Below are 17472 nucleotides of genomic sequence, written 5' to 3' on the forward strand. Positions count from 1 at the left end.
TCCACACAGCTGCGTACACCGACGGGCTACCCTTCGGTCGTTTGCCGAGGACCGTACTGGGGAGGCCGACATGCCAGACGCGAATCTGGTATCAAAGATCAGCGAACGACTACCGGCGCCAAATCTGGATTGGATCTATCGCAGCGCTGCATCAGCCGGTTTTCTCTTGGCTTTAGTTGCCAGCATCAAAGGATATAGGGGTGGACTACTTGAATCAACGAGTCGCCTACTGGGCTGGCTTGGAATTCGGTCACGGGTCCCAGTCGACTCAATCGTGGCCTGGATGGAGTCGCGAGAAGAGGTGTTCTCCGCTCTGGTTCTTGCCGTGCTGTTGATTCTCTTTGCGGTCTATCTTGCTGGAAGAGCTCATGCGCCGTGGTATGGCGCAAATCGAACTCCGTCAACCTTCTTGATCTGCGCCTCCTTCCTAGAGCAGCTCTACGGCACAGTCGGCCTCGCCTCGGCCTTCTCTGCACTTATCATGGTGGCGATCGCGCGGTTCCACTTGACGAAACGATTTCCCGATATGATAACCGGCAATGACGAGTTACAGATTGTCCTTATCGACATCATTGTTGCTGCGGTGTTTGCCCCGTTAGTTCCGATCCTGTGGTCAGTGTCCCAGGCGACCCCTGGCGAGCAGGCTTAGGACGAGATCAACTATCTGGCTAGATGCGGAACGTGTCCGCGTCATTGCCATATTCCTGACGACGAGGAGGGCGCGTGTAGTTGGCGAAACAGTTCAGCTTTCGGAGCAATCCGCCGGGCCCGCGCTGTGCATTCCGCGTGGGCCCGGGGTCGGAAACTCTTGGGCCTAATTTAGTTCACCTCGCCTGAAGCAAGGGCGAATCGCTTCGGCGCGTCCTGCGTTTTAACCGCGGCTCCTTGGGTGACCATCTTCTCCAGGGCGTTGTTGACCGCTCCGGAGGACCGGTTGAGGGCTTTTCCGATCTGGCTCGGACCGAATTCTTCGCCGGGATGCTCGCGCAGGTAGTCTTTGACCAGCCTGTACAGCCCGCCGGGTTTGAGTCGTTCCGGCTTCGCCGAGGCCACTATGGCGTGCATCGGAGCCTCAGTGTCCGCGCCGTCCTCGTCCGGCTCGGGGTCCTTCGGCATGCCGTTGCCGACGGGTTCGGGCTGTGCAAGCGCGTCGGGGATGGCGGTGTTCGTCTCCGGAGCCGGGTTGGAGACAAGTTGTTCGGGCATGCGGGACCAGGTGGCGGCGGGGTTCTCTTCGTCGCCGTCCTGCCGGTTGATCAGCCCGGCCTTTGCCCAGCGCGCCAGGGCTTTGCCCGCAGTGGATCGGCCGACGCCGGCCGCGGAGACCACCTGCGCAGTGGTCTGCGGCTGTGAGCTCAGCGCGTCCCAGATGCGGGTTTCGGTCTCGGTACGCGGGCCGTCCAGCCCAGTGGTGTTGGTATCGGTGGGCATGACGCTCTCCGTCTTCCGGGTTCTGGGTTATTGGGACATGCCCCGGCCGGGGCGCGGATTCCCGCCCGGTGCGCATCCGGGAAATCAGGCGCGGGAATCGCGTAGCACCAGGAACGCTCGATGGCCGCTCGTTTGTCAAGCGACACATCATACAAGATATCCATCTTGTTTCTCATGTCCCGGAAATCAGCGGACGGATACGCCCATCTGGTTCTGATCCGCCGCAGGGCGCCGAACCACGTTGACAGCACACCCGCGCCAGAGCGTTCCTGGAATTGCGGCGCACCGCAGCGCCACGTTTCCGATGTTCTTCTGGATATTTCACGCAGCGTGGGCGCGTGGAAGGAAAGAGAGTGTGTTGCATGCCGAAGTACACGTATGCCGTGCACGGGCTCGCGTCCGGCACCGGTCGCGGTTTCAGCTTGGAAGCCGTCGCGGTTCGCCTCGCCGAATCCATTGGGGACTCCGCGACCACGGCGAACTACCCGCCCACCTGCACACCCGTGTCGAGATCGCCCCACCGAGCCGGGAACTCACGCTCCGCGGTTGGGGCCTCTCGCCCGAGGCCGATCCCGACCGCACGGAATCCCGCCGCGTGCTGCATACCCTGTTCGAGCTGGCGAGCTTCCACAACATCATCCCCCTCGATTCCCGTACCCCGCCGCTGTTCACCGTGCGCATCCTGCTGCTGGACCGAGCCGACAGTCCTTTTGCCGCCCTCATCGGCGCCGGGATGGGCGACGCCGAACCCGTGCCCGCCGGAGCGCCGTGGGACGACCGAGCCGCATCGCAGACCTGATCCAGCTGGCCCGGATTGGCGGGAAACCTCGGGAGTGTGGCGCGGAGCACCCGCGTCACACCCATTTTCGCTGTGATCAGCCACCGCCGGCACGCTCGTGGCGGTGGGGTTGGCCAGCGACTTCGGTGGCGTGGTGTGGTCTCACGAGTTCGCGCACAGGTGCAGTCCCTTTTGTTCGTAGAACGCGACCGGGTCGACTGGTCCTTCGCGGGTGTCGAGTTGGAAGTGCAGGTGGGGGCCGGTGGATTGGCCTCGGTTGCCGACTTCAGCGATGGGCTGGCCGGGCGTGACGTGTTGGCCTTCGGTGACGTGGCTGGTGTTGATGTGGCCGTAGGTGCTGATCGTGCCGTCGGGGTGCTGGATGCGGACCCACAGGCCGTAGCCGCTGGCGGGGCCGGCGTTGAGCACGGTTCCCTCCGCGGCGGCGACGATGGGCGTACCGATGGGGGCGGCGAGGTCTTGGCCTTGGTGGAACTGTCCGTACCGGGGACCGAAGCCGGAGCTGCACCGGCCCGCGACGGGGAGGACCCACCCGTCGGCCGAGGCGGGTGGTGTGGCCGCCGCGGCGCGGTAGCGCTGGGCCTGGGCGAGCACCTTGTTCACATACCAGTCGGCGTGGTTGTACGCGAAGATCGCCGCGTGGAGGTCGCCGTTGCGGGCGCCGGAGTCGCACAGGTAGTAGGCGGCGGCGTGGATGGCGTCGTGCGGGTCATATCGCGACGGCGGTTGACCGCCGCCGGGCGGGATTGGGTGCTTGGCGGTGATGGCGGCGAAGGTGGGTTGGAGGAACTGCATGGGTCCGCCGGCGCCGGCGGCGTTTTCTCCACTGTGGACCCCTGGTGCGTCGAGGCGTCCGTGGTTGGTTTCCACTTTGCCGATCCCCGCCAGTACAGCCCAGTCCAGCCCTGGGCACAGCGGTGCGGCACGGCGGTAGAGGGCGAGGTAGTCGGCGGGGATGTCGGCCAGTGCCTCTGGGCTGGGATCGCTGGTGGCGGGGCCACCCGAGCCGAGGAGAGCGGAGACGGCTCCGATGGCGGCGGCGATGAGACTGATCAGCAGGAAGGCGACCGCGACGGCGGCGGTGAGCAGCGGGCGCAGCATGTCCCGGTTCACCGCCTGTGCTGGCGGTGCGGCTCCGGTGCGACAGGATTGGGGGCGGGCAGCAGCACACTGCGCCCCGGCGAGGCAGGAGCCTCTTCGGTTCCGAGGGGTTGTGCGGCGGTGAGCTGCGGCCACCAGGCGTGGAGGTTGCAGAGGGGGCGGCGACACCCGTGGGAGTCTTCGATCGGGAGCCAGACCTGCCCGGCTGGGTCGGGGGTGGGGTGGGGGCTGGCGGTGGCGATCGGGACGAGGTCGGGCTGGTCGAGGTGACAGCGGGCCTGGTGGAGGACGCGGCGGGCGTGGGCTTCGCGGTGCGGGGAGGGCAGCCAGAACAGGATGGGCAGGGTGCAGGCGGTGCTGCGGGCGAGGTCGTGGTAGCCGGGAAGCTTCGCTGCCAGGCGGGTGAGGGCTTCGGTGCCGGTGTCGTATTCGAGGTAGAAGCTGACTTCGCCGGCCGGGGTGTGCAGGCGGAAGTAGGCATCGGGGCGGGCGAGGTCGCCGATGTGGCGGGCGCAGCGGTTTTCCGACCACCACGCGCACAGCCGTTGAGTGGTGGCGAGGGTGGTGAGCAGGTCGTTGACGGCGAGTTGGTGGATCAGTCGCAGGCTGTTGGCGATGCCGAGGGCGCGCTCGCGGCGGTAGCCGAGGTCTTTCGGATCCAGGCCGTGCTGGGCGGCCAGCACGGTGGCGCCGGCCGGGCCGAGGACGTAGTGCATGGCCGCGGTGCCGGAGCTCAGCAGGGGTTGGAAGCGGTCGAGCACGGACCAGGCGGCCAGTTCTCGCAACCGGGCGCGGGCGGAGCGTTCGGAGGGGAAGGCCAGGCGGACGAGTTGGCCGGTGGTCAGGACCCGGTGTTCGTGGGTCATGGCAGCCAGCCACCGATCGCGGTTGGTCAGCCGGGCGGCCAGGAAGATCTGGTGCTCGGCGCTGTTGACCGCGCGCGGTGCTGCGCTTTTCGTGTGAGGGTTGCGCAGGTGGCGTTGGCGGGGCACGGGCAGCGACATGACAACACTCCTCACATCGGGACATCCGAGAGCGACTCGCGCGAGACCGACGAGGTTCGGCGAGAATCAAGGCAGAAAAGCCAAGGCGGTAATGGGGTTCGGCGTTAGTGTGTGTCCACAGTGTTCTGTCGACTGGCGGCTCGGAGGTGGCGCGCGCGGCCGGGGATGGCCTCGGGCAAGGGCCGGGTCGCCAGCGTGAATGGGCGAGCGTGTTCGCTATGGGAGACAAGGCGCACGGCCGCGCGGTAGGCGCCGAGGTGGGTCAGGTCGTGTTCGGTCAGGTGTGGGGCGGTGTGGCGGGCCACGTCGCGGGCGTCGTTCGGTCCGGCGGCGAAGAAGACCTTGGAGCGTGCATTGGTGGAGATGCCGTCGCGGAGGTCTCGTGGGAGTTGGCCGAGGTTCTGGTGTGCGAGGGTCATCGACAGGCGCATGCCGCGGGCTTCGGCGAGCATGTCCTCGATCGGATAGGGCATGTTGAGGAAGTTGTGCGCTTCGTCGATGACCAGCGAGGCGTCCGGCCGCTGGTGTTGCGGGAGCATTGCGCGGGCGGTGGTGGCCTGCCACGTGTGCGCCACCACCAACGAGCCGAGTAGGCGCGTCGTTTCTTCCCCGAGGGAGCCTTTCGGGACGCGTACGAGGCAGATCCCGCCGTCGTTGAGTACCCGGTGCATGTCCACGGTGGAGGGCCCGGCAGCCAGGGCGTCACGGACGAACGGACGCAGCAGGAACGCCCGGAGCTTGTTCATCAACGGGCTGATGACCTGGCTGCGCCCGGCATCGGTGAGCTCGTCATACCAAGCCCAAAACCCCCGCAACACGGGGTCCTGGACGTGGCCGACGATGCGCGCCCGGAACGCGGGCTCGGCCAACAGCTTCGGCAGATCGGCCAGCGTGGTGACCCCGGGTTGAGCGCGCAGTGTCAGGCAGGCGGCCCGCATGACGTCGTCGGTACGCGGGCCCCAGAACGCTGAGAACACGCGTCGGAACACCGACACCAGGTTCTCGACGGCGAGATCCGCATCCCCGCAGTCGAGAGGGTTCAAACACGGTGGCTTGTGCCGACTGTCAGCATCGAACACCACAAGCCGCTCTCCGGCCTCGGCGGGCAAGCGGGAGAGCACGTCGGTGGCCAGGTCGCCTTTAGGATCGATGAGCACCAGTCCGCGACCGGCCTCGGCGTCATCGAGCAACAGGTGGGCCAGCAGGGTCGACTTGCCCGATCCGGTGGCACCGAGAACGTGCAGGTGGTGTCGCGCATCGCTCACCCGCAGGCCCACCGGCCGTGCCAGCCCCGCGTCGGTGTCGCCGAGCGGCTTGATGCCGGGGCCGGGTACCGGGATGCCGGGTGGTGGGGCCAGCGCCCGGGCTCCAGCGCGGTGCAAGCCGGGAAGATTCTCGTCGTGCGGCAGGTGCGCCACGGCGGCGAGTTCCTTAACTGACAGCAGGTCGCCGCGATCGAGGCGCCGCCGCCATAACGGCTCGGTCCTCAACGCGCGGCGGCGGGTGTAGTGGTTGTGCTCGGTAAACGCCGCGAACGCCGACGCCAGCGCGTGGGCTCGGCCCTGCGCGGTCTGCCTCGCCTGCCGCAGTTCCGCGTCGGTGGCAGCCCGGGGAAGATCGGTCGCGACGGTGTAGCGCACGAGGGTCTCGTACTGGCCGCCCTGCTGTTTGGCCACGATCGCCCGGTTCTGCGCCGACAGAGCCAACGCGGTCTGCGGGTCGAGCGCGGTCTTTCGCCCGCTGCCCGCCGGGCGACGGGCAGGTGGGGTGTGCGGGGTGAGCAGGTCCAGCAACTGCCCGGTGAGCCGGAGCCGGGGTGAGCCGCCGGTGTGCAGGTGGCGGGCTTGGCGGCGGGCGCGAGCGACGCGAGAGGCGGTCACCGGGCGGGCGAGAATTTGGACGCAGGCGTGCTCGTGTTCGCCGAGTCCGGACGGGGCGCCGAGCAAGGCGCGGGCGGGGTCGGCGTCGAAGCTGGTGCGGATCGGCAACGCCTCGGCACGGGCGAGGCGCAGCTGCCCGGTTACCAGCACCCGCTGGGTGCCTTCCGGCGGTTCCGGGAGTGGTGGTGTGGCGGGCTCGGTGGTGGTGTGCGCACCGGGCCAGGCGGACTCGACGGCACGCTCGACCAACCCGGACGGGATCACGCCCGGAACCCAGATGCGCAGCGCCGTGCCCGATCGGGAGAAGCCGTACTCGAAAGACACGTGCGGCTGCCCGGCCCACCACCGTCGCCACGACGGCCGCAGCAGACCGACGAGGTTCGACCACAACGTCACCCCGCCAGCCGGGTCGACGGTCGGCGGGGCGAGCACGGTGACCACCCGGGCGTTGGTGTTGAGCACCGCAGCGTGACGGCGTCTCCGGACGGTACGGGCCGTGATGAGTCCGGCGGCCATGAGCACGACCAGCGGGCCCCAGACCCCAAGGGAGTCCTTGGTTTCCTCGAGGAGGTGCCGCACCGCACCGAGCGGGTCACGCAGGTACTCCCCGACCCCTCCCCCGAGCGCAGCGACCGCCGGATTGATAGCGTTCAGCGGGATCGTCCACACAGGCATCAATGACTTCCTCTCCATCCGCAGCAGCAACGGATTCGCGTGGGTTTCAGGCGGGGCCGAGGTCGATTTCCCCGTCAGCGCCCACGGACAGCTCCGGTGGTTCGGGTTCGTCGCAAACGTCACCGCCACTCACCGGAACATCCACTGTGGAGTCGGTGAGTTCGGCGGGGTTACTAGTGACCAGGGCATGCTCGCTCTCGGAGGCGAGGCTTTGGAACGCCACCCGTTGCGGCCCGGCCGCCAGGAGTCCTTGTCCCAAGTCCGCGGACAGGAGGAACTGCCGTTCACCATCGGAGAGGTCGAAGACTCGGGTGATCTCGTCGATGGCCTGCGGGGCTTGACGCAGCAGGATCTGGGTTGCGGCGTTGGCCACGACGGCTTTGCCGAGGTCGGTGCCGAGTACGTCGGCGGTGTCCTGGGTGGCGACCGTGAGCCCGGTCCAGTGTTTGCGGGCGGCCTTGGCGAGGCGGAACAGGAACCGGGCGCCTTCGGGTTGTTGCATCAGCAGCCAGCCCTCGTCCACGACCACGAAGCGGGGGCGGCGGTCAGCGGGGTTGGTGACCCGCCGCCACACCGCGTCCAACGTCAACACCGTGCCGATCGGTTTGAGCTCGTCGGGCAGCTCGCGGAGCCCGAAGGTCACCAGGTGCCCCTCGGGGGCGGTGGTGGTGGGCCCTTCGAAGAGGCCCGCGAAAGCGCCGTCGACGTAGGGATGGAGGCGTTCGGCCAGGGTGCGCGCGAGCGCGTCCTCGTCGGCGGCGAGGACATCGCGCAGGTCGCGCAGGAGCGGTGCCGGGCGGGTCCAGGTGCGCGGGTCCTCGGTGATGCCCGCCCGGTGGTAGGTGGTGGTGATCGCGCGGTCGAGCACGGCGCGCTCGCCGGGGTCGAGGTCGTGGCCCAGCAGCACGGCCAGCACGGTGTGCAGGAACAGGCTTCGTCGGGCGAGCGCGTCCTGGGCGATGGTGCGACGCCCGTCGGCGCGGGTGTGCACGGGCAGGTCGAACGGGTTCACCCGCACCCCTGGTGCGCCGAGGTTGATCTGTGTTCCCCCGACCGCGCTGGTGAGCCGGGAGTATTCGTCTTCGGGGTCGAGGACGGCGACCTCGACCCCGCGGTACAGGCTGCGGAGCAGTTCGACTTTGACCAGGTAGGACTTGCCCGCGCCCGAGCGGCCGAGGACGACGGCGTTGTGGTTGTGCATGCCGGGTGCGAACCGGTCCCAGTGCACCAGTCCTGGGGAGCCGAGGTTGTAGCCGTAGAGGACACCGTCGGCCACCGACGGCGAGGCCGGATCAGGCGGCGGGAGATCTGGGCTGGTGAACGGAAACGCCGCGGCCAGAGCGTCGGTGTCGAACGCGCGGCGCATCCCGATCAAATCGAGCCCCATCGGCAGGGTCGACACCCAGCCCTGCACCGACCGGAACGAACACGGCTGCGCATCCAGCAACAAGCTCGCCGCCAACGCCCGCACCGCCTGGACCTCGTCGGCCAGGGCCTGTTCGGAGTCGGCGCGCACGGTCAGATACAGCCCGACGCGGAAGAGTTTGCCCTCGCCGCGGGCCAGCCGGTCTGACAGCTCGTAGGCGTCCTCGGTGGCGGCCTCGACCAGTGGGTCGTGCAGTCGCCCGTGCTCGGCGGTGCTCCGCCGGCCCGATTCCAGCTTGCCCAACTGCTTGCGAAGCCCCTTGGCGGCTGTGGCCGGGTCGATCGGGGCGATGTGCACGCTCACGTCGACCCGGCCCGGGTAGGTCAGCAGCGGGGAGAGCCAGCCGGGGTGCACTTCGCGGGGAAAACCGGTGACCGCGAAGCTGGCGACCCACTCGGAGCCGACCTGCACGTGGCGCGCACCGACGACGAGCGAGTCCGGCGTGAACGGCTGATCAGCCGCGGTGTGCTGGGTGTGATCGGGCATCAGAAGTCCTCCTCGGTATCCGAGTGCGCCGTGGTGATGACCTCGTCGGCGGCCGCGGTGTTGGCGTGGGCGGGCACGAGCCGGTCGGGGTTGCAGGCTGAAGCGAGCACCGCGGTGGCCTGGGCCGCGTCGAGCGGGGCGACCGTGATCCCGGCCGGGTGCAGCAACTCCGCGGCCTCGCTGACTCGGCGAGCCAGGCGTGCCTCCGCCGCGCGCCGCTCGGCCTGCCCCTGCGGCTCTGGCGTCTCGCGGCGGCGTCCGGGTAACCTGCTGGCAAGCCGGTGGCCCTGCTGGGGCAGGACAGCGCGGGGTTCGCGCAGGACCAGCAGCACCTGGCGGCGGAGAAGGTCGTTGTTGGCGGCCAGGTCGGCGAGGTAGTCGGCGTGGTCGCGGGCCGCGGCCGCCAAGGCCGGGTGCGGCAGCGAGGGCACGTGGGCGTCGAGCTCGGCGATCTGCGCGGAGACGTCGAGGCGTTCGGCGCGCACGAGTAGTTGCGCCGGGGCGGTGAGGCTGTGCAGCCACCGGCCGAAAACCCCGACCAGCGCTTCCTGTTCGCCGGGGGTGCGCAGGGCGAAGTTCACCGTTGAACACGCCGCGACCACCGCGAGCCCGTCCTTGCCCAGGTCGACGATCCCGGCTTCGGAGATGGCCTCGGCTGGCAGCCCGATCCCGGAGGCCGCCTCTTCGTGAGGGGAACCGTGCTCGACGGACTGGGCTGCGAGCCAGTCCGGCACCGGCTGGACGCCAGCCGCGGTGGCCACGCGCAGCCGGGGATGGAGGCGCTGGCGCACTGCGGCTACCAGCAGCTGGTCCAGGCTCAGTCCGTCACGGCGACCGAGAACCAGGACCGCCACCGCCCCAGCCAGCGGCAGGGCGAATCCGGCGAAGACCGGCAGCGGCACCACGTGCTCGGTCATGCGCCAGACCACGTACAGCACCAGAGCGGTCGCTGCGAAGATCCCGAGCTGGCGGGCGGTGAGTGGGCCGAGCACCCGGTCTTCGATGTTGATGTCGGCGGGGATCTTGACCGGAGTGGTCACTGGGCACCTCCAGAGGACCGGTTCGAGCGTGTCCGATGTGGACGTGGGGGCAGGTTCAGCGGCAACTCGCGCTGCCGATCACGAGGCCGTGGCCGCGGCTGAGCGGCCGGACGAGGACGGGGCGTGCGCGGCGGCCGTTGGCGGCGTACGTTCAGCGGCAGCCGGTACTGGCCCGTGCGATCGGCCCGAGGCCGGTTCTCCGGCCAGTCCTGACCGAGCGGCAACCGCAACTGCCGATCACGTCCGACCGTCTGGGGGCGCGGTGGTGCTGTTGGACGGTGCGTCGGTTCGGCCGGGCGTGGTTGACGGCGGACATTCAGCGGCAGCCGGTATTGGCCGTCCTTCGTCGGTTTCGGCCACCGAACGCGGTTTTCGGGCCACTGTTTGCCCAGCGGCAACACCATCTGCCCAGAACGGTCCGTCTTCGCCGTCGACTCCGGCGGGCCAGAGGATGGCGGCCGGGGTTGACGCTGGACGGGCATCGCGAGTCGGTATTGCCCATCGCGTTGCAGGACCGGTTTGTTCTCCGGCCACTCCCCGTCCAGCGGCAGCCTCAGTTGTCGGTCCGGGCCGCGTTTGTGCTGCGGTGTCGGGGCTTTCGGCGCGGAGCGCTGATGCGGTGGCTTCTTGGGTTTTTGCCGCTTCAGACCCTCGAACGGGATCATGTATTGCCCACGCGGATCAGTGCGGGCTGTCGCATAAGGATCTGGCGTCTTCGTAGCTGTCGCATGTCCACGGCGACGGCGACCACGTCCGGACAGGAGCCCGAAGGTCTTGTAGGCGATCACGCCGCGGACTAGGCCGCCGATCAGCGAGCCGCGGCTGCCCCTAATCGAGCCGAGGACCCAGAAGGGGATTTTGATGAGCACATAGCACATGGCGATCCCGACAAGAAGGTTGATCATCGCACACCAATCACGACACAGAAAAGAAGCGAAGGAGGTATTCGATCCGGGCTAGAAGAGGGCGATACCGCCGGGCAGGAAGAACAGTTTCACCGCCGCGACGAGAGCGAAGGACTGGCCGATCTGGATCACGAGGGTTCCGGCGAAGGCTTTCCACCACCACAACGCGATGGGCTCGGTGTGCGGCAACGCGTGGCACATCAACAACACAGGTGCCGCTGCGAGGAGAACGATCGTGATCATGATGCGGACGACATAGGTCAGCAGCACCACTACGACCATCACCAACAACGCCAACGCGATCAGCAGTAGAAATACGCTGCCGGTGTCCATCTCATGCATGAAGGTGTCGGTCATCGACTGCCCGATTTGATCGGCGTCGAGGTTGCTGCCGAGAATCGCCTGGGACAACGCATTCGCCAAGTCGATGGCATACCCGGCCAGCAGCATCGACAGATTCGCCGCGATGAACCCGATCGCGACCCGCGGCAGGATCTCTTTGATCGAGGTGCGGGTCTGCAGGGTCTGGTAGGCGAGCACCACCAGGCCGGCGATCGTGACCACGAGGCTGTAGGAGATGAGCACGATCTGGCGGGAGTGCTCCCAGATCTCGCCCATCACCGGGACCTCATCCAGCTTCGGCGTGGCCAGCAACGTGCCCCCCAAGAAACCGAGCGCGTCTTTGAGCCCGGGGGCGACGATGCTGGTGAAGAACCCGGCCATCGCCTCGGACACGCACGCCGGGATGTTCGTCAAGCCGCATTCCTGCGGTGGTTCGGCGTCGCCCGTGATCGGCGCCGCAGGCCCCGGCTGGGAGGCCCCCGGCGGTTTCGGCTGAGGGCAGGGCGTGGTGGGCGCGCCCGGGGAGCATGCCTGCGGCGCCGAGGGTGGCAGCGGCAACGGCGGTGCAGGGTGGCCCGGCGCGGGTGGTTTCGGGGCCAACGTCTCGGCCGGGCCGCAGGTGGGGATCGATGAGCTGGGCACGCAGGGCAACGGGGTCGCAGGAGGGTGGGGCGCGGTGGTCTGGGCGCTGGCGAGTCCAGGGCTGAGCAGGGCGGCCGCGAGCAGCACCACCAGCGCGGACGCGAAGAGGCGGGGGTGCATGCTCAGGCTCCGACCAAGCCGCGCAGCACGTCCACCACCACTGGGGCTGCGGCGGCGAGCAGGAATCCGAAGGCGGCGTTGCGGAAGCTGCTCTTGGCCTTCTCCACTTCGCCCGGGTCGCCGTTGGCCAGCAGGTAGCGGACCCCGCCGATGGTCACGAACACCGTCGCGACCAGCGCGAGAATGCCCATGATCCAGTTGCGGATGTTCACCAGCAGGGCTTCCACCGAGGGCACCGTTGCCAGCACGGGTGTGGCGGCCCCGGCCCGCTGCGCCACCGCCACGCCGGCACAGACCACGAGCACGAGCAGCAACACCGAGCGGCGCAGATCCAGTCGGCGAGCACGGCGGGTCGCACGAACACGACGGAAGGACGCAGGCGAGGACCTCAGCATCGGGTGATCTCCAAGGCGGCATGTGCAGGACAGGAGCGCGATACGGCGAAGGTTCATCGCGGACCTCCCGGCAGCGGTCCGCCCGCGGCGGCACTGGACACCGACCGTGACCGGCCGGAGGGCACCGAAGGTGGTGTGCGGGGCGTGGTGAGGTGGCCCGCGAGGCGCCGTTCGGCGCGGGCGCGCGTCTTCTTCAGCGCCTCGTACGAACTGCCACACTCCTGGGCGAAGCGGGTCAGCGAACGACCATCGAGACGAGTCACGGCGATCACGTCGGCCTCGCGTGCAGTGAGCAGACCCTCAGCGACCGCACGGGCCAGAACAAGATCCGGATGCCCCTCCACCGAGCGCCCCAACGGCCCGCCGGTGACACGCGTGGGGGTACCGGGTTCCGGGGCGTCGAGGGCCTCGCGGAGCGCGGCGTGTCCGCTGCGGTACGCCGCCCACCGCAGGCGGTTCATGACCCCTGGCCGTGCCAGGTCGATCTCAGCGAGGGCGGTGAGGAATCCGGCCAGGACGGCGGCGTGCAGGTCGGCGGCCTCCAGACGGTGACGAGCCGACAGCCGCGCGGCGATGGTGACCAGGGCCGGCAGGGCCATCCCCACACAGGCCACCGTCCACGTCCCGCCTTCGACACGGGAGCGAGTGGTCAGGTGACACCAGACCCCATCCCGCAGCCGCTGCGGGCAACGGCTATGCATCACCAGTTCCTGCACCTGATCCAACGGAACAAACCGCGGCGGCAACCCAGGAATGGCCCGCCCATCCAGACTGATCGGATGCGGCCCGGCCAGAAGAAATCCGAAGGCGCGGCGCGCGGTATCCAAAGCGGTCACGCCGTCGTAGTCACACTCGCCAGTACAAGGATACGTGGGCATGGAATCTCCAAGACGCGAGAACCAAAGAATGCGCCATCAAGGACGCCGTGCGGCCACTAACACGCCTCTTACATCACGCGCACAGAACAGGTACTCACCACGCACCTCGCAGGCACCGAGGGCACCAACCACGATCAGCCGCGGTCCACGCTGGTCGCGACACCACGCGACCAGCCCTGACGCCGACAGCGGCCGTGCGCTGCACTGTTAGTGCCCGGCAAGGACGGTGTTAGTGCCACTAACAGGATCTTGCACGCCTGCACCTGACCGTTTTCCAAGATCGCTCCAAAAAATCTTCGAAAAGTCACGCGGAAGCCGGCGTAGCCATCACTGTGGCCGCATCAGGGCTGTGGCACTAACGCTGTCCGACATCAGGCACCGGGTCGCGAACACTGGTTTGGACGATGGTTTTTCGAGGAAAATCTGGATCGCCATGTCCCATCGGGGCCTTGTTTTCGGCTTTTAGGGGTAGAGCACCTTCCGCGTGCCGATCACACCTGAATCCCTGCGAAAGGAACCCCGATGCCCAGCCCGTCGTCTCGTCCGCCGCGCCGCGGTGAGGATCCGCGCCCGTATCCGGGCGCGCCCTCGCGGACCCGGCCGCACCGAGCCCGGCCCGGCACCACCCGCAGTACCCGTTCCCGCAGCGGCCGGTCCACGGACGCCGCGTCGCTCCCGTGCTCGGTCTGGGCGCCGGCCACCGCGGTCGACCCCCGCTTGATGTGGCCGCCGGTGGTGATCCGCCAGATCACCACTGCCTTCTCCGACCACGGCGCCCGAGTCGGTCTGCTGCCCTGGCCTACCGCCCACCTCGATACGCAGGGTGGAAATGCTCCGACGCTCGACGAGCAGGCCGACACCGCCCTGGCGCTGATCGACAAGCTCGGCCGGTCCGGTGTCCTCGAACAGCTCCCCGCGCCCGTCTCCGAGTCCGCGACGGCTGGGGCGTCTGCGTTGTCGGATCCGCTGATCAACCCTGACGCGCACCGCGTCGAACCGGTTCTCGGCCCACTCGTCGAGCCACCCCAGACATCACCTACGGGACCGGTGGCCGACCTCGACCTGATCATCACCAGTCTCGCTCCCGACGACTCCGGCGACGCCGTGAGCGATCTCGTCGCGCTGCATGCGTCCCGGCGGCTGCGGTCGGGCGGTGTCTTCACGGTGCTCACGCACAGTGAGCACCGGGATGGGGAGTTAGTCGATCCGACCGGCGCGGTGGTGGCTGCGGGGCACAACGCCGACCTGCTCTACCTGCAGCACGTCGTCGTCCTGCACACCCCGCTCCACCACGGCCCCTTCACTCCCGCCACCAAGCCTCCGGCCTGCGGACCTGGCCGAGGGTGCCGGCACCCGCGGACTCACTCGGATCTGCTCGTGTTCGCCCAACCCACCGACCCCACCCCGCGCGGCCCCGGCCAGGAGGAGAGCCAGTGACCCCACCACAGCCGCACTCCCCGACCCCGCGACGAGAGGACGACGCGATGCACGACGCCCCGATCACCGCCAGCAGTGATGACCGGCGCCCGGGGTCAGTGTGGGCGACGGCGCAGGCCGCGCCCGCGTCCCAGCGCAAGCACCGCTACACCCCTGAATCCACCGCGCACCCGGCCAAAATGCTGCCCGCCATCGCAGCCCACGCCATCGCCCACTACACCGAGCCAGGCGATCTCGTGCTCGACCCGATGTGCGGCATCGGCACCACCCTGGTGGAAGCACTCGCCGCCGGCCGCCGCGCCCTCGGTGTCGAATACGAGCCGCACTGGGTGCAGATCGCCCGGGACAACGTTGCTCTGGCGTCCGAGAACAGCTCCACGCACCAGGGCGCGGTGTATAGCGGGGATGCCCGCCAGCTCCTCACGCTTCTGCCCGCCGACTGCCGAGGGCAGGTCTCGCTGGTGGTAACCAGCCCGCCCTATGGGCCCTCGGTTCACGGGCAGGTCATCACCACTCCGAAAAAGACCGTGCAGAAATTCCACCACCGCTACGGCAACACCCTCGACCGTGCCAACCTCGCCAACATCGGCCACCACCGACTCCTGGCCGGATTCACCCGCATCCTCACCGCACTCCGGGTGCTTGTGAAACCGGGCGGCCATGTGGTCGTGACAGCCCGACCGTGGCGGGAACACTCCGAACTCATCGACCTGCCCTCCCAGGTTCTCGCATGCGGACGCCAGGCCGGGCTGATTCCGACCGAACGTTGCGTCGCACTACTGGCCAGGGCCACCGACACCGAACTCATCGCCCGCGGCTCGTTCTTCCAACGCGACTTCATCCGCAAACAACGCGAAGCCGGACTACCACTGCATTTGATCGCCCATGAAGACGTGCTGATCTTCCGCGCACCGAGCACCTAACACCCTTCCACACCCGTGTCTCACCCTCCAGGGAGGAACCATTGCCCCGACGCGACCGCGCTCAGACCTCTCCTCCAACGACACCCGCAACCGAATTCGATGCCACGACGGGAAACGAGATTCAGCTGTACACGCCAGCTCAAGCCGCGCACCGGTTGTGCGTACCGGAGTCCTGGCTGCGCCGCAAAGCCGGCACCCGGTCGATCCCCTGCACCTTCGTCGGACGGTATCTCCGATTCAGCGAGCAAAACCTGCACGACATCGCTCGCGACGGCAATCGTCCTGCTCACCGGAGAAGCCGCCCATAGAAACGAATGCACAGGAGTGCACTCCATCCGGTGACCACATACTGGTTCCGCTCTCGTGCCTATCGAGCGTCACTGGGGCCACCCCGCCCTACCGACCAGGCGGGGTGGCCCCAAGTGAAAGTGGAGACAAGATGGCCTGGATTGAACGACACGGCCCCGCATGGCGGGTGCGCTACTACCGCCAAGACGGGAGCATCGCCACCGAAACCGGGTACGACACCCGCAGAAGTGCCCGCGACCGTGCCGACGATCTCAACTACGAGCACCGCCGCGGTATGCCCCAGCCCGCCCGTACCAGTCCGATGACGATGTCAGAGTGGATCAGCACCTGGCGCGACGCACACGACGTGTCCGCGGCGACCTGGCAGAAATACAACTCCTACCTGCGCAACCACATCGAACCCGCCTTCGGCGACATGGCCCTCGGCGACATCAAACGCATCACGGTGAAGTCGTGGGTGAAAAGACTGCGCCGGCATCTCAGCGACGCCACCGTCTCCGGCATCGTCAACCTGCTCTCCACCATCCTGTCCGAAGCCGTCGACGACGAACTGCTCACCACCAACCCCTGCCGACGCCTCGGGCTCTCCCTCGACCCAGCACAACGCCGCGAGATCACCACACCCGCACGCCTGCTGCACATCGCCCACCGATGCGGCCGCTACCAGCCGATGATCATCACCGCCGCCTACACCGGCCTGCGCTGGGGCGAACTCGCCGGACTCCAATGGCACAACGTCGCACTGGACCGCTCCCCCTACGCCACGATCACCGTCGACCCCGACATCGGTGCCCTGCACGAAATCGCTGGCGGCCTGCAACTCGGACCCCCGAAAACACCCGCCAGCGCCCGCACCGTACACCTGCCACCGTTCCTCGCCGCACTCCTGCGCGAACACGCCGCCGACCAACCCCACGCCTTCGTGTTCACCGGCCCCCGAGGAGGACTGCTGCGACGGTCCAACTTCAGCCGCCGCGTCTGGCACCCCGCCGTCGCCGGAGACACCACCCGCGGATGGGCACCCCTACAACCCGAACTCGACTTCCACGGCCTCCGCCACACCCACAAAAGCTGGCTCGACGAAGACCGCGTCCACCAAGTCCTCCAACACGCCCGCCTCGGCCACCGCATGCCCGGCGTCCGCGGAATCTACTCCCACGTCACCGACCCCATGACCGACCACATGATCACCCAACTCCAACACCGCTGGCACCGCTCACACCCCGACCCCAACACCACCCGACTCACTGCCGTCGCCTGAACTCGACGCATCGATGCCGGCGGTACCGTGCAGCTTGTCCAGGGCAATGGCCTCAGCCGTTTTCTCAGGCATGCATCGGGTTCCGGCTGCTGCGGCTTCAGACAACCAGTCCGCGGCCCGAACCGAGCGCGATGTTCGTCGCGGAGCGCGAGGTGACCCGGCGTTGAGCGGGCATGCCGGGCGATCTCGACCGGGCCGGTTTCGGCGACGGCGGTGACAATGAGCTCGTCACCGTGAAACCGCGCCCACACGCGTAGGTCGACGAGGTGGTGCGGCACCGAGCAGCGCACGTCCTCCACTGAAGTCGTCGCATCCCAGTTGACCCGCCGCGTGGTGCCGAAGCCGACCGCGAAGGCTCGACTGGGAGCACGTTGGCTGCGGGCGCAGGGCTGTCCACCGAGTTGGCTGGACAGGTCCG

Annotated in this window: 15 protein-coding genes; 5 read left to right on the forward strand and 10 right to left on the reverse strand. The window is 68.2% G+C overall.

Translation table 11 applies throughout. From position 1 onward, the window contains the following. Nucleotides 1–70 precede the first annotated feature (70 nt). Nucleotides 71–649 (forward strand): hypothetical protein, encoded by a 579-nt coding sequence (locus NV263_RS27365; RefSeq protein ID WP_263249587.1) that lies wholly within the window; start codon nucleotides 71–73, stop codon nucleotides 647–649. A 170-nt stretch (nucleotides 650–819) separates the two neighbouring features. Here the strand turns inward: NV263_RS27365 and NV263_RS27370 are convergent, their stop codons facing one another. Further along, a complete protein-coding gene (locus NV263_RS27370; protein WP_263249588.1) occupies nucleotides 820–1431 on the reverse strand; it encodes a helix-turn-helix domain-containing protein in 612 nt (203 codons plus the stop codon). Between the two features lie 595 nt (nucleotides 1432–2026). On the opposite strand from NV263_RS27370, the gene NV263_RS27375 reads away from it, so the two are divergent. Further along, entirely contained in the window at nucleotides 2027–2230 is a 204-nt protein-coding gene (locus NV263_RS27375; RefSeq protein WP_263249590.1) for a hypothetical protein, read from the forward strand. A gap of 141 nt (nucleotides 2231–2371) precedes the next feature. Here NV263_RS27375 and NV263_RS27380 read toward each other — a convergent pair whose 3' ends face one another. From NV263_RS27380 to NV263_RS27415, 8 genes are all read right to left on the reverse strand, one after another. Then, a complete protein-coding gene (locus tag NV263_RS27380; RefSeq protein ID WP_263249591.1) occupies nucleotides 2372–3331 on the reverse strand; it encodes a peptidoglycan DD-metalloendopeptidase family protein in 960 nt (319 codons plus the stop codon). Between the two features lie 8 nt (nucleotides 3332–3339). After that, nucleotides 3340–4335, reverse strand: a complete 996-nt coding sequence (locus NV263_RS27385; protein ID WP_263249592.1) for a replication-relaxation family protein — start codon at nucleotides 4333–4335, stop codon at nucleotides 3340–3342. Nucleotides 4336–4439: 104 nt separating this feature from the next. Next, on the reverse strand, nucleotides 4440–6890 hold the full coding sequence (locus NV263_RS27390) for a type IV secretory system conjugative DNA transfer family protein (protein WP_263249593.1): 2451 nt from the start codon (nucleotides 6888–6890) through the stop codon (nucleotides 4440–4442). A 46-nt stretch (nucleotides 6891–6936) separates the two neighbouring features. After that, complete coding sequence (locus tag NV263_RS27395) at nucleotides 6937–8802, reverse strand: VirB4 family type IV secretion system protein (RefSeq protein WP_263249595.1); 1866 nt, start codon at nucleotides 8800–8802, stop codon at nucleotides 6937–6939. Further along, on the reverse strand, nucleotides 8802–9842 hold the full coding sequence (locus NV263_RS27400; protein ID WP_263249596.1) for a PrgI family protein: 1041 nt from the start codon (nucleotides 9840–9842) through the stop codon (nucleotides 8802–8804). The genes NV263_RS27395 and NV263_RS27400 overlap by 1 nt, the downstream gene beginning before the upstream one ends. A gap of 956 nt (nucleotides 9843–10798) precedes the next feature. Continuing rightward, nucleotides 10799–11503, reverse strand: a complete 705-nt coding sequence (locus tag NV263_RS27405) for a hypothetical protein (protein WP_263249597.1) — start codon at nucleotides 11501–11503, stop codon at nucleotides 10799–10801. A 350-nt stretch (nucleotides 11504–11853) separates the two neighbouring features. After that, nucleotides 11854–12168, reverse strand: coding sequence for a pilin (locus NV263_RS27410; RefSeq protein ID WP_263249599.1), 315 nt, complete (start codon nucleotides 12166–12168; stop codon nucleotides 11854–11856). Nucleotides 12169–12299: 131 nt separating this feature from the next. Next, complete coding sequence (locus NV263_RS27415) at nucleotides 12300–13082, reverse strand: sigma-70 RNA polymerase sigma factor region 4 domain-containing protein (protein WP_263249600.1); 783 nt, start codon at nucleotides 13080–13082, stop codon at nucleotides 12300–12302. Between the two features lie 774 nt (nucleotides 13083–13856). On the opposite strand from NV263_RS27415, the gene NV263_RS27420 reads away from it, so the two are divergent. The 3 genes from NV263_RS27420 (at nucleotide 13857) to NV263_RS27430 (ending at nucleotide 17054) form a co-directional block, all read left to right on the forward strand. Next, nucleotides 13857–14561 (forward strand): hypothetical protein, encoded by a 705-nt coding sequence (locus tag NV263_RS27420; protein WP_263249602.1) that lies wholly within the window; start codon nucleotides 13857–13859, stop codon nucleotides 14559–14561. Nucleotides 14562–14608: 47 nt separating this feature from the next. Then, nucleotides 14609–15484 (forward strand): DNA methyltransferase, encoded by an 876-nt coding sequence (locus tag NV263_RS27425; RefSeq protein ID WP_263249603.1) that lies wholly within the window; start codon nucleotides 14609–14611, stop codon nucleotides 15482–15484. Nucleotides 15485–16094: 610 nt separating this feature from the next. Further along, complete coding sequence (locus NV263_RS27430; protein WP_263249604.1) at nucleotides 16095–17054, forward strand: tyrosine-type recombinase/integrase; 960 nt, start codon at nucleotides 16095–16097, stop codon at nucleotides 17052–17054. Here the strand turns inward: NV263_RS27430 and NV263_RS30775 are convergent. Further along, nucleotides 16943–17467, reverse strand: a complete 525-nt coding sequence (locus tag NV263_RS30775) for a Mu transposase domain-containing protein (protein WP_397545637.1) — start codon at nucleotides 17465–17467, stop codon at nucleotides 16943–16945. The two genes, NV263_RS27430 and NV263_RS30775, sit on opposite strands and share 112 nt — an antisense overlap. Nucleotides 17468–17472: the final 5 nt, after the last annotated feature.

It is taken from the genome of Saccharopolyspora rosea, assembly GCF_025643595.1.
In the GTDB taxonomy this organism is placed as follows: Bacteria; Actinomycetota; Actinomycetes; order Mycobacteriales; family Pseudonocardiaceae; genus Saccharopolyspora; species Saccharopolyspora rosea.